The 12,894-nt window shown below is 71.8% G+C and carries 15 protein-coding genes; 6 read left to right on the top strand and 9 right to left on the bottom strand.

Translation table 11 applies throughout. From position 1 onward, the window contains the following. Positions 1–3 precede the first annotated feature (3 nt). Positions 4–399, top strand: a complete 396-nt coding sequence (locus LG278_RS17230) for a hypothetical protein (protein ID WP_404388722.1) — start codon at positions 4–6, stop codon at positions 397–399. A gap of 113 nt (positions 400–512) precedes the next feature. Here the strand turns inward: LG278_RS17230 and LG278_RS17225 are convergent, their stop codons facing one another. Together LG278_RS17225 and LG278_RS17220 are read right to left on the bottom strand one after the other, a co-directional pair. Continuing rightward, entirely contained in the window at positions 513–1,289 is a 777-nt protein-coding gene (locus tag LG278_RS17225; RefSeq protein ID WP_404388721.1) for an SDR family NAD(P)-dependent oxidoreductase, read from the bottom strand. Between the two features lie 29 nt (positions 1,290–1,318). Then, positions 1,319–2,464 carry an acyl-CoA dehydrogenase family protein gene (locus tag LG278_RS17220; RefSeq protein ID WP_404388720.1) on the bottom strand — a complete coding sequence of 382 codons (1,146 nt, stop codon included), beginning with the start codon at positions 2,462–2,464 and terminating at the stop codon, positions 1,319–1,321. Between the two features lie 104 nt (positions 2,465–2,568). On the opposite strand from LG278_RS17220, the gene LG278_RS17215 reads away from it, so the two are divergent. Next, positions 2,569–3,843: an MFS transporter gene (locus LG278_RS17215; protein ID WP_404388719.1), complete on the top strand. Its 1,275-nt coding sequence runs from the start codon at positions 2,569–2,571 to the stop codon at positions 3,841–3,843. 9 nt (positions 3,844–3,852) lie between these two features. On the opposite strand, the gene LG278_RS17210 is transcribed toward LG278_RS17215, so the two are convergent. Genes LG278_RS17210 through LG278_RS17195 form a run of 4 tightly spaced genes read right to left on the bottom strand, consistent with a single transcriptional unit; the run spans position 3,853 to position 6,942 of the window. Next, positions 3,853–4,926 carry an ABC transporter ATP-binding protein gene (locus LG278_RS17210; protein ID WP_404388718.1) on the bottom strand — a complete coding sequence of 358 codons (1,074 nt, stop codon included), beginning with the start codon at positions 4,924–4,926 and terminating at the stop codon, positions 3,853–3,855. Next, complete coding sequence (locus LG278_RS17205) at positions 4,923–5,762, bottom strand: ABC transporter permease (RefSeq protein WP_404388717.1); 840 nt, start codon at positions 5,760–5,762, stop codon at positions 4,923–4,925. The genes LG278_RS17210 and LG278_RS17205 overlap by 4 nt, the downstream gene beginning before the upstream one ends. Beyond that, positions 5,759–6,550, bottom strand: a complete 792-nt coding sequence (gene modA, locus LG278_RS17200) for a molybdate ABC transporter substrate-binding protein (RefSeq protein WP_404388716.1) — start codon at positions 6,548–6,550, stop codon at positions 5,759–5,761. Before modA ends, LG278_RS17205 begins: the two co-directional genes overlap by 4 nt. Beyond that, positions 6,547–6,942, bottom strand: coding sequence for a molybdopterin-binding protein (locus tag LG278_RS17195; protein WP_404388714.1), 396 nt, complete (start codon positions 6,940–6,942; stop codon positions 6,547–6,549). Before LG278_RS17195 ends, modA begins: the two co-directional genes overlap by 4 nt. A 173-nt stretch (positions 6,943–7,115) precedes the next feature. Between LG278_RS17195 and LG278_RS17190 the strand changes: the two genes are divergently transcribed. The 4 genes from LG278_RS17190 (at position 7,116) to gabT (ending at position 10,103) form a co-directional block, all read left to right on the top strand. Beyond that, positions 7,116–7,514 carry an ArsR/SmtB family transcription factor gene (locus LG278_RS17190; protein ID WP_404388713.1) on the top strand — a complete coding sequence of 133 codons (399 nt, stop codon included), beginning with the start codon at positions 7,116–7,118 and terminating at the stop codon, positions 7,512–7,514. Continuing rightward, entirely contained in the window at positions 7,511–8,041 is a 531-nt protein-coding gene (locus LG278_RS17185) for an SRPBCC family protein (RefSeq protein WP_404388712.1), read from the top strand. Before LG278_RS17190 ends, LG278_RS17185 begins: the two co-directional genes overlap by 4 nt. Positions 8,042–8,044: 3 nt before the next feature. Beyond that, a complete protein-coding gene (locus LG278_RS17180; protein WP_404388711.1) occupies positions 8,045–8,485 on the top strand; it encodes a VOC family protein in 441 nt (146 codons plus the stop codon). Positions 8,486–8,765: 280 nt separating this feature from the next. Continuing rightward, entirely contained in the window at positions 8,766–10,103 is a 1,338-nt protein-coding gene (gene gabT / locus LG278_RS17175) for a 4-aminobutyrate--2-oxoglutarate transaminase (protein WP_404388710.1), read from the top strand. A 123-nt stretch (positions 10,104–10,226) separates the two neighbouring features. Here the strand turns inward: gabT and LG278_RS17170 are convergent, their stop codons facing one another. From LG278_RS17170 to LG278_RS17160, 3 genes are read right to left on the bottom strand one after another with little or no spacing between them, the layout of a single operon-like run. Beyond that, positions 10,227–11,366: an endonuclease domain-containing protein gene (locus LG278_RS17170; protein ID WP_404388709.1), complete on the bottom strand. Its 1,140-nt coding sequence runs from the start codon at positions 11,364–11,366 to the stop codon at positions 10,227–10,229. A gap of 20 nt (positions 11,367–11,386) precedes the next feature. After that, positions 11,387–12,205: an SGNH/GDSL hydrolase family protein gene (locus LG278_RS17165; protein ID WP_404388707.1), complete on the bottom strand. Its 819-nt coding sequence runs from the start codon at positions 12,203–12,205 to the stop codon at positions 11,387–11,389. Then, positions 12,202–12,879: a uracil-DNA glycosylase gene (locus LG278_RS17160; protein ID WP_404388706.1), complete on the bottom strand. Its 678-nt coding sequence runs from the start codon at positions 12,877–12,879 to the stop codon at positions 12,202–12,204. The genes LG278_RS17165 and LG278_RS17160 overlap by 4 nt, the downstream gene beginning before the upstream one ends. Between the last annotated feature and the right edge of the window lie 15 nt (positions 12,880–12,894).

Genomic DNA, 12,894 nt, shown 5'->3' with positions numbered 1-12,894 from the left:
ACCATGGCCTTCAACATCGGCAACCAGAATGCCGGCACGATCAACAACGTCGACGGCGACCAGCACGTGCATGGCGGTCAGCACACGACCGCGCGGATCCACCAGGACCTGAGACTGGGCCGGGACGCCTTGGCCGATCTCCGGTCCGCGTTCGACGCGGCCCCTGTGGCCCGGCAGGACCCGGTGGCGCAGCGCGAGGTCGACCGGATCGACGAAGCCCTGAGTGGGGCGGAGCCCGATCGAGCGGCTGCCACGTCTGCTCTCGAGAGACTGACCCGCAGGCTCACGTCGCTCGGTGCGCTCTCCGCTGCAGGCGCCGCGCTCATCGCGCCGATCAGCGCATTGGCGGAGTGGCTCGGGCCGGTCGCCGCCAGTGTGGTGGCGCTGCTGCCGCTCTGACGGCCATCGGGGTGGGGTCACGGGGCCACTCGACGGTGGGGGTGTCCGGAAGTGGACCTCGACGGTCGAGCGCCCAGTTCCTGACGGTTGGGCTCGGGGCGCGGCGCCGGGACTCAGCGCGGGGGCATCCGCAGGGCGCCGTCGAGGCGGATGACCTCACCGTTGAGCATCGGGTTGTCGACGATGTGGCGCACGAGGCTGGCGTACTCCTCGGGCCGGCCGAGCCGGGAGGGGTGTGGCACCTGCTTCTCGAGGACCTCCTTGACCTCGCCGGGCAGTCCGGCGAGCATCGGCGTCTCGAAGGTGCCGGGGGCGATCGTCATGACGCGAATCGCCTTGTCTGCCAAGTCCCGAGCCGCCGACAGGGTGAGCCCGACGATGCCACCCTTGCTCGCGGCATACGCTGCCTGGCCGATCTGACCGTCGAAGGCCGCGATGCTCGCCGTGTTGACGATGACGCCGCGGTCGCCGTCGACGACCTCGTTGCCCACCATGGCGGCGGCGGCGAGGCGCAGCACGTTGAACGACCCCACGAGGTTGATGTCGATGACGGTCTTGAAGGTTTCGAGCGACAGCGGTCCGCCGCGGCCGATGACCCGGCCGGGGGTCGCGACGCCGGCGCAGTTGACGGCGACGCGCAGCTCTCCGAGCTCGCACGCGCGGTCGACGGCCGCCTGCACCTGGGCCTCGTCACGGACGTCGGCGGCGACGAAGACCGCGCTGCCGCCGCGGACCGCGGTCAGCTCATCGACGAGGGCCGGGGCGCTGCTGCCCTCGAGGTCGACGATGACGACGGTCGCTCCGTCGGCCACGAGCCGACGGGTCGTGGCGCCACCGAGGCCGGAGCCGCCCCCGGTGACGAGGGCGACGGTGGATGGGCGCAGCTGCATGGCAGGACCTTTCGCGGGATTGGGTGACGTCAGCGGGTGAGGAGGTGGCGCGAGATGACGAGGCGCTGGATCTGGTTGGTGCCCTCGAAGATCTGGGTGACCTTCGCCTCGCGCATGTAGCGCTCCAGCGGGAAGTCCTCCGTGTAGCCCGCTCCACCCAGCACCTGCACGGCATCGGTCGTGACGCGCATCGCGGCATCCGTGGCAACGAGCTTGGCGACGGCCGCCTCCTTGGAGAAGGCGCGACCGGCGTCCTTGAGACGGGCGGCGTGCAGGTAGGTGGCTCGGGCCGAGGTGACGGCGGCCTCCATGTCGGCGATGAGGAAGGCGAGGCCCTGGAAGTCGCCGATGCGACGGCCGAACTGCTCACGCTCCGAAGCGTATTCGGCGGCCCGGTCGAGGGCGGCCTGGGCCAGTCCGGTCGCTGCTGCGGCGATGCCGAGGCGGCCGGAGTCGAGCGCCGAGAGCGCGATGTGCATGCCCTCGCCCTCACGGCCGACGAGCCGGTCGGGGTCGATGCGCACACCGTCGAAGGTCACCTGCGCGACCGGGTCGCAGTGCAGGCCCATCTTCTTCTCGGGCTCGGCGAAGGTCAGTCCATCGGCATGCCCCGGCACGATGAAGGTCGACAGGCCCCGCCCGCCGTCGTCGGAGGTGCGGGCGAAGGTCGTGTAGTAGTCGGCGTGCCCGGCGTGCGAGATCCAGGCCTTGGTGCCCTTGAGCGACCAAGCGTCGTCGGAGCGGGTCGCCCGGGTGGTCATCGAGGCGATGTCGGAGCCGGCGAGAGGCTCCGAGAGGCAGTAGGCGCCGAGCTGCTCGCCCGAGAGCATCCCCGGCAGCAGCGCCTCCTGCTGCTCACGCGTGCCGAAGGCTGCCACGGGGTAGGCCGTGAGGCTGTGCACGCTGACGCCCACGGCGACACTCATCCAGACGGAGGCGATCTCCTCGACGACCTGGAGGTAGACCTCGTAGGGCTGGTCGGCGCCCCCGAACTCCTCGGGGTAGGGCAGCGAGAGCAGGCCCGCTCGACCCAGGGTGCGGAAGGTGTCCTGCGGGAAGGTGCGCGCCCGCTCGGCGTCGTCGACCTTCGGCGCGAGGTCCTTGCGGCAGATCTCTCGCGTGAGCTCGATCAGGTCGGTGGCGTCGTCGGTGGGCATCAGCCTCGTCGCTGGCATGCTGTAGATACTAGGACGTCCGAGCATTCTGTCCAAAATGTGAGACATAGGCGGGGCGGGAAACGAGGTGACGGCGACGGCAACCGCGCCCTAGCGTCGAGACCGTGCTCGCCCTCCTGCGGCGTCCGCTGCGCGACGTGGACGCCACGCCCACCTTCTATGCGCTGACGGCCGTCGCGGCGTTCGCCTTCGCCCTGTGCTTCACGCTCAACCTCGTCTTCCAGTATCGCGTCGTCGGCCTCGACCCCTTCCAGATGGTGCTCGTGGGCACGGTGCTCGAGGCGACCTGCTTCCTCTTCGAGGTGCCGACGGGGGTGGTGGCCGACCTCTGGAGCCGGCGGGCCTCGGTCATCATCGGCTTCGTGCTCGTCGGGACGGGCTTCGCCGTCGAGGGCATCGTCGCGACCTTCGCGGCCGCAGTCATCGGCAACATCGTGTGGGGGATCGGCTACACGTTCACCTCCGGAGCCCTCCAGGCCTGGATCACCGACGAGGTGGGCGAGGAGCACGTCGCACCGGTCTTCACCCGCGAGACCCAGATCGACCTCAGTGCGACCCTGGTCGGCACCCTCGCCGCAGGCGGGCTCGGCCTCATCTCCCTCCGGGCGCCGATCATCGTCGCCGGCGTCACCCTCGTGCTGCTCGGCGCCGCGCTCCTGGTCGTCATGCCGGAGCGCAACTTCACCCCGACGCCGCGTGGGGAGCGTGAGACCTATGCGCACCTCAAGCAGCAGCTCGTCGCCGGGCTGCGCATCGCGCGGACCCGTCGGGTGGTGCGGGTCTTCCTGGTCGTCAGCCTGCTCGCCGGCCTCGCGAGCGAGGTCTTCGACCGGCTGTGGCAGGTCAGGGTGCTCGACACCTTTGCGATGCCCGCCATCTTCGGCGGGGACGAGGCGGTTGCCTTCACCGTCTTTGCCCTCGTGGGCACGTTGGTCTCGTTGACCGCGTCGCTCGCCAGCGGTCGGTGGCTCCCGCGCCACGTCGTCGACTCGCACCCGGGGCTGCCCGTGGCGATCGCCGCCGCGGCCCAGGTCGCGGCGGTCGTCGGCGTGGCGCTGCTCGGCAACCTCTGGCTGGCGCTCGCCTGCGTCTGGGTGCGTGGCGCGGCAATGGCCTTCAGCGGTCCGATCGAGGCGGCGTGGCTCGCGCGTAACCTCGACTCCGCGACCCGGGCCACGGTGCTGTCGATGAACAGCCAGGCCAACGCGATCGGCCAGGTGGTCGGCGGCCCGCCGCTCGGCGCCCTCGCGACGCGCACCTCGATCCCGGTGGCGATGCTCGTCGCCGCCGTCGTGCAGGCCCCCTCGGTCCTCGCCTTCCTCCGCATCCGCCGGCTCGGCGCCACGACCCCGTCGGCCGACACCGCGACGCCGGCCTGACCCGACCCGTCAGCGCGGATAGGTGCGCACCTCGGTCGCCTTGACGGCCGCCCAGACCTCACGCCCCACCTGCAGCCCCAGCGCGGTGACCGACTCGAGCGTCACCTCGGCGGTGAGCGGCACGGCGCCGACGAGGCCGATGCGCGCCGACTGCCCCTGCATCGTCACCGACGCGATGCGCAGCCGCCACGTGTTGCGGGGGGAGCCCTCCGGCTCGTGCTGGTGCAGCGAGACCGCGGTGGGTGGGATCGTGGCCCACACCGCACCCTCAGTCGGACTGGTCGTGACGATGAGCCCGCCGTCGAGGGTGCGCACGTGACCGTGCGAATCCCCTTGAGCGGCATACAGGTTGAGCCCGACGACGGTGCCGACGTAGGCGCTGCGCGGCTCGCGCAGCACGTCGCTCGGGGTGCCTGCCTGGGTGACGCGGCCGTCCTCGACGAAGACGAGGTGGTCGGCGAGGGTGAGCGCGTCGAGCGGGTCGTGGGTGACGAGCACCGTCACCCCGGCGTATGCCGCGAGGCGGGTCGCGAGGTCACTGCGGGTGCGCGCTCTGGTGTCGGGGTCGAGCGCCGCGAGGGGCTCGTCGAGCAGCAGGAGCGCGGGGTCGGTCGCGAGGGCCCTCGCGAGGGCGACCCGGGCCTGCTGCCCCGACGAGAGCTCGCGCGGCTTCGACGCGGTCTGGTCGGCGAGGCCGACGCGCTCGAGCTCGACGCCAGCGCGCTCGCGGGCGGTGCGCCGGTCGACGCCCCTGCTCCGAGGACCGTAGGCGACGTTGTCGAGGGCGCGCAGGTGCGGGAAGAGCAGGCTGTCGGCGAGCATGAGTCCGACGGCGCGCTGCTCGGGCACGAGGTGGCGCCGGCCGTCGGCCCAGACCTCCCCGTCGACACGCACGTGCCCCTCATCGAGACGAAGCACTCCAGCGAGGGCGAGCACCGTCGTCGTCTTGCCGCCGCCGTTGGGGCCGAGCACCCCGATGACCTGACCCGGCTCGGCGGTGAGCGCGACGTCGACCTCGACGGCGCCGCGTGAGAGGCGAATTCGCGCGTCGAGCCCATGACGGTCGGGGGCCGCGACCCTCACCGCAGCCACCGGCCGCGCAGCACACCGAGCACGAGCACGCTGACCGCGAGCAGCATGATGCTGATCGAGATCGCCACCTGCGGGTCCCGCTCCAGCTCGACGTAGACGAGCAACGGCAGGGTCTGGGTGCGCCCCTGGAAGTTGCCGGCGAAGGTGATCGTCGCGCCGAACTCGCCGAGCGCTCGAGCCCAGGCGAGCGCGAGGCCGCTCGCGATGCCCGGCAGCACGAGCGGGATCGCAACGGTGCGCAGGTAGCGCAGGTCGCCCGCGCCGAGCGTGCGCGCGACCGACTCGAGCCGGGGGTCGAGGCCGCGCATCGACGCCTCGACGGCCAGCACGTAGTAGGGCATGGCGACGAAGGTCTCGGCGAGCACGACGGCCACCGTCGTGAAGGGGATCTGGATGCCGAAGGGCGCGAGGTGCTCACCGAGGAGCCCGTTGCGGCCCCAGGTCATGAGCAGCGCGACGCCGCCAACGACCGGGGGCAGCACGAGGGGGACGGTGAGCAGCGCCCGCGCCCAGCTCGTCGCCGGGTGGTCGGAGCGGGCGAGGAACCACGCGAGCGGCGTGCCGAGCAGGAGGCACAGCACCGCCGTGATCGACGTCGTGATGAGCGAGAGCCGCAGTGCCGGAAGGACGGTCGGCGTCGCGAGATCGGACGGGATGCGCGCCCAGTCCGCCTGCAGCATGAGGGCGACGAGCGGCACGACGAGCAGGAGCAGCGCGAGGGTGGCGGGCACACCGAGCACGACCCGCGAACGCCACCGGCCGGCATACCTCCTCGGGGTGCCAGCCCCGCGATCCAGACGGGACTCCCGACTGGTGGAGGAGGTCATGGGGCGCCGAAGCCGAACGCCTGCACGGTGGCCAGGCCCGGGGCGCTCAGCAGGTAGGCGACGAACGCCCGGGTCGCCGCGTCGTCGGCAAGCGTGATGACGGGGTAGTCGAGGCTCGTGTTGAACTGAGCGGGGATCTCGACGCCGCGGACGGCGTCCTTCGCTGCGATGACGTCGGAGCGGTAGACGACTGCGGCATCGGCCTCCCCGAGCTTGACCTTGGCGAGCGTCGCCTTGACGTCGACCTCCGTGCTGACGACGTTGGGCACGACGCGAGCCTTGCGGAAGGTCGCCTCGGCTGCCTTGCCGCACGGCACGGTGTCGGCGCAGAGCACGACCTTGACGGTCGGCTCGGCGAGGTCGTCGATCGACGTCACGTTGCCGGGATTGTCTGGGGGAGTGGCGATCTCGAGGATGTTGGTCGCGAAGGTCTGCGTGTCCCTCACGAGGCTCCGGTCGAGGGGCTCGGCAGCCGACGTGCCGGCCAGCGCGATGACCGAGGCGGGTGCACCGTTGTTGACCTGTTGCACGAGGGTGGCGCTGGAGCCGTAGGACGTCTCGACCGTGACGTCCGGGTTGGCGGCCTCGAAGTCTGCTCTGAGGGCGTCGAACGACTCGGTGAGCGATGCTGCTGCGAGCACGGTGACGGTGCCGCTGACGCCCGCGGTGCCGCTGCCGGTCGAGCCGGTGGGTGTCGTCGAGGTGCCGCAGGCGGTGAGCAGCGCGACGAGGGCGGCTGCCGCGACGGCACGGTGACGTCGGGGGAGGCGAGGGGGCGGGGCGCTCATGCCGGGATCTCCACGACGACATGGGTCGACTTGACGCTCGCGACGGCGACGGAGCCGACCTCGAGCTGCAGGTCCTCGACCGACTCGCTCGAGAGCAACGACACGATCCGGAACGGGCCGCACTGCATCTCGACCTTGGCCATCACGGTGTCCTTGGTGATGGCGGTGACGATCCCGCGCATCCGGTTGCGGGCGGACGCGCCCCCGATGGCGCCGACCGCAGCCGGATGCGCGAGCTCCTGGGCGATGGCGGCGAGCTGGGCGCCGTCGACGGTGCGGCGCCCGGCGTCGTCGGTGCCACCGTCGAGCCGGCCCGCGTCGACCATCCGTCGCACGGTGTCGTCGGAGACCCCGAGCAGCGCGGCGGCCTCGGTGATACGCAGATGCGGCATGAAGGACACTCTATCGCCGCAGATGCGGCCCGATCGAGAGAGCGATCCGCGCGGGGAATCCCTCGGTGAAGGCGTACGGATCGCTCTTTCGATTGGGGTTGGGGGAAGGGTTGACGGTAGGGCCGCCGCAGGTGTGTAATCAATAAGTCAGTTGATAAAGGAGTTTGTTGACAATGGTCCTCGCACCCGTCTCGGACGACGACCTCGACCGCGCCTTCGCGGCCCTGGCCGACCCGGTGCGGCGCGCGATCATCGCCCGCCTCAGCCGGGGCGCCGCGACGGTCAACGAGCTCGCCGAGCCCTTCGAGATCAGCAAGCAGGCGGTGAGTCGGCACATCCAGGTGCTCGAGCTCGCCGGCCTCGTCAGTCGCAGTCGCGACGCCCAGCGTCGCCCGGTGCACCTCGAGGCGGCCCGGCTCGAGGCGATGACGGCTTGGATCGACCGCTATCGCCTCGTCACCGAGCAGCGCTTCCGGTCGCTTGACGCCGTCCTCGACCGCACCGCTGCCACCCCGCAGCAGGACCACACCCGCACCACCCATCCGCACAACACCGACAAGGAGCAGTCATGACCAACGCACTCACCCTCGACATCCCCGCAGGCGTGCCGTGGATCGACTTCACGCGCGAGTTCGACGCACCGGTCGAGGCCGTCTTCAACGCACACCGCGACCCCGACCTCGTCCGACAGTGGCTCGGCCCGCGCGGCTACGAGATGGACATCGAGCGCTGGGACTTCACCACCGGTGGGGGCTACCGCTACGTCCACCGCAACCCCGACGGCATGGAGTTCGGCTTCCACGGCACCTTCCACACGATCCGCGACAACGACCTCGCCATCCAGACCTTCGAATTCGAGGGCGCCCCCGACGAGGTCGCCATCGAGTTCATGCGCTTCGTCGACCTCGGCAACGGCCGTTGCCGCCTCGAGGGCCGCAGCATCGGCCGCACCGTCGAGGGGCGCGACATGATGGTCGAGAGCGGCATGGAGAAGGGCATGGCCGAGGGCTACGAGCGCCTCGACGAGCTCGTCGCGCAGCCGGCCACCTCCGGTGCCGTCCCCGGGTCCGGGTCCGTCTCCGAGGCCGTCCGAGCCTGACCCATGGACTGGACCCTCGAAGTCGTCATCGTCCCCGTCAGCGACCTCGACGACGCCATCTCCTTCTATCGCGATCGGGTCGGCTTCGACCTCGACCACGACACCCGCACCGAGCAGATGCACGTCGCCCAGCTGACGCCGCGCGGCTCGGGCTGCTCGATCGTCATCGGTGACCTGCCTTCTCAGCGGGCAATGAGCCCGGGCAGCCTCCACGGACTGCAGCTCGTGGTGGCCGATGCGGCTGCGGCTCGCGAGGAGCTCGTGGGTCGCGGTGTCGAGTGCTCCGACGTCACGGTCTTCGACGAGCGGGACGGAGGGACGTTCTTCGGGTTCAGCGATCCCGACGGCAACTCGTGGGCGGTGCAGCAGATCAGGGCCCGCGCCGAGCGGCCGCTCATCCCGCACGACTCCGGCGGCCGCTTCGGCGAGGGCGTCGAGCTCTGACCCGGTGGAACCTGCCCACTCGACCGAGGGGGAACGTCGAGTGGGCAGTTCCCACCGGAGGGCGTCGAGCTCTGACCCGGTGGAAAGTGCCCACTCGACCGAGGGGCACCGTCGAGTGGGCACCTTCCACCGGGATGGCCGTGACGACGCAATCGGTCGTTACAGCCACCTCTGCCCGGCGGGTTCCGGGCTCAAGTAGGCCTCCGGCTGCGGAATGCGCACCCCGCCCGCGCGCCGCCCGGCTTCCGCTGGGACGCGGCCGGACGGCATACTGGCCCGCATGAGCAACGTCCCCCAGCAGCGGCTCCTGCAGACCGCGATCCCCGGCCCCCGCTCGGCCGAGCTCCAGAAGCGCAAGACCGCCGCGGTCTCCGCCGGCGTCAGCACGGGCCTGCCCGTCTACGTCGAGCGCGCGGGCGGCGGCATCCTCGTCGACGTCGACGGCAACCAGCTCATCGACTTCGGCTCGGGCATCGCCGTCACGACCGTCGGCAACGCCGCCCCGCACGTCGTCGAGCGCGTCACCGCGCAGGTGCAGGACTTCACCCACACGTGCTTCATGGTGACGCCCTACGAGGAGTACCTCGAGGTGGCCGAGGCGCTCAACGACCTGACGCCCGGCGACCACGACAAGCGCACCGCGCTCTTCAACTCCGGCGCCGAGGCCGTCGAGAACGCCGTCAAGGTCGCCCGCCACTTCACCGGCCGCAACGCCGTCGTCGCGTTCGACCACGCCTACCACGGCCGCACCAACCTCACGATGGCGCTGACCGCCAAGAACATGCCCTACAAGCACAGGTTCGGCCCGTTCGCCGGCGAGGTCTACCGCGCCCCGATGAGCTACCCCTACCGCTGGCCGGGCGGCCCCGCCGACTGTGCCAAGGAGAGCTTCGACGCGTTCGTCGCGCAGGTGCACGCCCAGGTGGGCGAGGACAACCTCGCCGCGGTCATCCTCGAGCCGATCCAGGGGGAGGGCGGATTCATCGTGCCCGCACCGGGATTCGTCAAGCAGGTTGCCGACTGGTGCGCCGACAACGGCATCCTCTTCATCGCCGACGAGGTGCAGACCGGCTTCTGCCGCACCGGTGACTGGTTCGCCAGCGAGCACGAGGGAGTCGTGCCCGACCTCATCACGACGGCCAAGGGGATGGCGGGCGGCCTTCCGCTCGCCGGCGTCACGGGCCGCGCCGACGTCATGGACTCCATCCACGCGGGCGGCCTCGGCGGCACCTACGGCGGCAACCCCGTCGCGTGCGCCTCCGCCCTCGGAGCCATCGAGACGATGAAGGAGGAGGATCTCTGTGGCCGCGCAAAGCAGGTCGAGGCCCTCTTCGTGCCCCGCCTCGAGGCGCTCGCCGAGCGCTATCCCCAGATCGGCGACATCCGTGGCCGCGGTGCCATGCTCGCCGTCGAGCTCGTCAACGGCGCCGGTGACCTCACGCCCAACGCCGCCCTGACCGCCGCCGTCAACAAGGCCTGCCACGCCGAGGGCCTCGTCACGCTCACGTGCGGCACCTACGGCAACGTCTTCCGCTTCCTCCCGCCGCTCGCCGCCAGCGACGAGCTGCTCAGCGAGGGCCTCGACATCTTCGAGAAGGCGTTCGCGGCCTCCGTCTGAGACCCCACCGACCCGAGCCGGTATGCCGTCCCGCTGACTCCGCGGCACGGCATACCGCTGTCTTGGGCTGGGTCGGCAGGGACGGCTGACTCCTCTTCGCCGACCGGGCCCGGTCGCGCGTGCTCAGGCCGCCGCGGCCGAGGGCCGAGAGGTCGTCAACCGTCCCTCGTCCGCGCCGAGCTCGGCGATGCGGCGCCGGACGGTGCGCTCGATGACCCGCGCGACCCACGCCGGGCGGAGCATCACCTGCTCCCAGGTGAAGCGCAGCACGAGCCATCCGCGCGAGACGAGCTCGTCGTAGCGCTCGGCGTCGCGCGACATGGCTGCCCGCTCGCCGTGGAACTCGAAGCTGTCGGCCTCGAGCACGAGCCGGAGGCGCTCGTCGGCCAGGTCGACCCGCGCGTAGAAGTCGTCGTAGCGGATCCGGTGCTGCGGGTCCTCCCGGTGACGCCCAGGGCGATGGCCCGCAGCACCGACTCGAAGGGGTTGGCCGCTTGTGCGCTGCCCTGCCTGACGACGCCCAGCGCGCGAGCCCGGAGGCGCGGGCCGAGCGCCCTGGCCGCCGTGACGAGGGCGCTTCTGGGCAGCCCGCCGCGCAGCGCCGAGTCGACGACGGAGAGGGCCTCGTCGAAGGGCAGGTCGAGGCAGCAGTCGAGGACGGTGCGCACCGGGGTGGTGACCCAGCCGTCCGCGATGTCGGCCGGGGCGAGGGTGCGGCGGTGCACCGTCGCGCAGCCTCGGGTGCTCGCGCGCGGCTTGCGTCGGGCCGGGAGCGTGACGTCGGGCAGACGGGGCACGGTCTTGACCTTCCACCCCCAGTGCAGTGCCGCGGTGCGGTGCGATGCGACACCGGTCATCCGCCGAGCGGCTACCCGCCCCTCGTCCACAGCGGGCAGAGCGTAGCTGCCGTGGCCGATGCGCTGCACGAGGCCCGCGTCGAGCGCCGGTCCGATGAGCCGCCACGGCACGGCCCGCCGCAGCTCGCGCCACGAGCAGGTGCCGCCGAGCCGCGTCACGGTGGTGACGACGTCGGCTGTCGTGCGTCCGCGCCGGGGCCGGCGCCGGGTGGTCATGACTCGAGGGTGGCGGAGCCGGCAGTGCGCCGGCCGGACTTCTCCACAGGCGAAAGGGACGGGTGACGACCGTTCGCGGCGGCAGGTGCCGCGGGTCGTGCTCAGCCGCCTGGTCCAGGCCACCGAAGGGGCGTCCGTCGTCCCAGCCCACGCTGCGGTATGCCGTCCGGCTGAGCCAGCGACACGGCATACCGGCGCGTCGGGGTGGCGTCAGGCGAGGGGGCCGACCTCGGGGCGCTTGGCCTGGCGCTGGTCGCCGGACGATCGCCCGGTGAGGCGGCGGTGGACCCACGGCCCGACGTATTCCTTGGCCCACTGCGCGTTGGCCTGGAGGGCCTCGCGGCGACCGATCGACGGGGCCGGCTCGAGCGGGGTGGCCCAGTCGGTCTCGGCCGGTGTGTGGCCGAGGGCCTCGAGCGCGGCGAGGGAGACGCGGCGGTGCCCCTCGGTCGTCATGTGGATGCGGTCGTCGCTCCACATCCGCCAGTCGCGCAGCGCGTGCAGCCCCCACTGGTCGATGACGTGGGCGCCGTTGCGTCGGGCGATGCTCCAGATGTTGGCCGTGTGGATGGCCGCCCGGCCGCGGGTGGCCTTGACGAGCGGGGCGTCCGCCGGGTCGACGGGCGTCGCCATGAGCACGTCGGCGCCCGTGGCGCGGATGCGGGCGACCGCGGCCTCGAGCCGGGCGGCGAGACCGTCGAGGTCGGCCTTGGGGCGCAGGATGTCGTTGCCGCCACCGACGATGCTGACGAGGTCGGGCTGCAGGGAGAGAGCGTCCTCCAGCTGCGGGCCGACGACGTCGGCGAGCTTGCGGCCGCGCACGGCGAGGTTGGCATAGCCGAAGTCGAGCCCCTCGCCGCGGGCGATCTCCGACAGGTGCGACGCGAGGCGGTCGGCCCAGCCGGCGAACTCGCCGTCATGGCCGAAGGTCGGGTCGTCGTCGCACATGCCCTCCGTGAAGGAGTCGCCGATCGCGACGTAGCGGGTCCACACCGTGGGGTGCGAGACCTCGGGGGCGGGCTGGGTCATGTCAGCCTCCAGTCGATGGGTGCGGCGCCCTGCTGGGCGAGGAGGTCGTTGGTGCGGCTGAATGGCCGCGAGCCGAAGAAGCCCGAGCGCGCCGACAGCGGCGACGGGTGGGCCGACTCGATGCGCGGCACGTCGCCGAGCATGGGCGCGAGCGACTGGGCCTGCCGGCCCCAGAGGATCGCGACGAGTGGACCGCCACGCTCGACCAGAGCCGAGATCGCTTGTGCCGTCACGGTTTCCCAGCCTTTGCCCTGGTGGCTGGCCGATGCGCCGGGGCGCACAGTGAGCACGCGGTTGAGCAGCATGACGCCGCTCTCGAACCACGGGGTGAGATCGCCGTTCCGAGGCGTGGGCAGGCCGAGGTCGGTGCCGAGCTCGGCATAGATGTTCTGCAGCGAGCGCGGCACCGGCTGCACGTCGGGCGCGACGCTGAAGCTCAGGCCGACCGGGTGGCCGGGCGTCGGATAGGGGTCCTGCCCGACGATGAGCACCCGCACGTCCGGCAGCGGCCGGGAGAAGGCGCGCAGCACGTGGTCGCCGGCAGGCAGGTAGCCGCGACCGGCTGCGAGCTCGGCGCGCAGGAACTCGCCCATCGCGGCGATGGTGTCGGCGACGGGTGCGAGGGCCGGCACCCAGGTCGGGTGGACGAGCTCACTCAGGGGTCTGGCCGGCACGGGCACCCACGCTAC

This window comes from Humibacillus xanthopallidus, assembly GCF_044793955.1.
Lineage (GTDB): Bacteria > Actinomycetota > Actinomycetes > Actinomycetales > Dermatophilaceae > Humibacillus > Humibacillus xanthopallidus_C.
This window is presented reverse-complemented; position numbering and strand designations above follow the sequence as displayed.

What these genes read in the sequence shown, in the direction of transcription:
- modA (WP_404388716.1), bottom strand. Translation starts at nt 6,550, where the DNA reads ATGAGCGCCCCGCCCCCTCGCCTCCCCCGACGTCACCGTGCCGTCGCG.
- LG278_RS17185 (WP_404388712.1), top strand. Translation starts at nt 7,511, where the DNA reads ATGACCAACGCACTCACCCTCGACATCCCCGCAGGCGTGCCGTGGATC.
- gabT (WP_404388710.1), top strand. Translation starts at nt 8,766, where the DNA reads ATGAGCAACGTCCCCCAGCAGCGGCTCCTGCAGACCGCGATCCCCGGC.
- LG278_RS17195 (WP_404388714.1), bottom strand. Translation starts at nt 6,942, where the DNA reads ATGCCGCATCTGCGTATCACCGAGGCCGCCGCGCTGCTCGGGGTCTCC.
- LG278_RS17190 (WP_404388713.1), top strand. Translation starts at nt 7,116, where the DNA reads ATGGTCCTCGCACCCGTCTCGGACGACGACCTCGACCGCGCCTTCGCG.
- LG278_RS17225 (WP_404388721.1), bottom strand. Translation starts at nt 1,289, where the DNA reads ATGCAGCTGCGCCCATCCACCGTCGCCCTCGTCACCGGGGGCGGCTCC.
- LG278_RS17220 (WP_404388720.1), bottom strand. Translation starts at nt 2,464, where the DNA reads ATGCCAGCGACGAGGCTGATGCCCACCGACGACGCCACCGACCTGATC.
- LG278_RS17170 (WP_404388709.1), bottom strand. Translation starts at nt 11,366, where the DNA reads ATGCCGTGTCGCTGGCTCAGCCGGACGGCATACCGCAGCGTGGGCTGG.
- LG278_RS17205 (WP_404388717.1), bottom strand. Translation starts at nt 5,762, where the DNA reads ATGACCTCCTCCACCAGTCGGGAGTCCCGTCTGGATCGCGGGGCTGGC.
- LG278_RS17180 (WP_404388711.1), top strand. Translation starts at nt 8,045, where the DNA reads ATGGACTGGACCCTCGAAGTCGTCATCGTCCCCGTCAGCGACCTCGAC.
- LG278_RS17230 (WP_404388722.1), top strand. Translation starts at nt 4, where the DNA reads ATGGCCTTCAACATCGGCAACCAGAATGCCGGCACGATCAACAACGTC.
- LG278_RS17165 (WP_404388707.1), bottom strand. Translation starts at nt 12,205, where the DNA reads ATGACCCAGCCCGCCCCCGAGGTCTCGCACCCCACGGTGTGGACCCGC.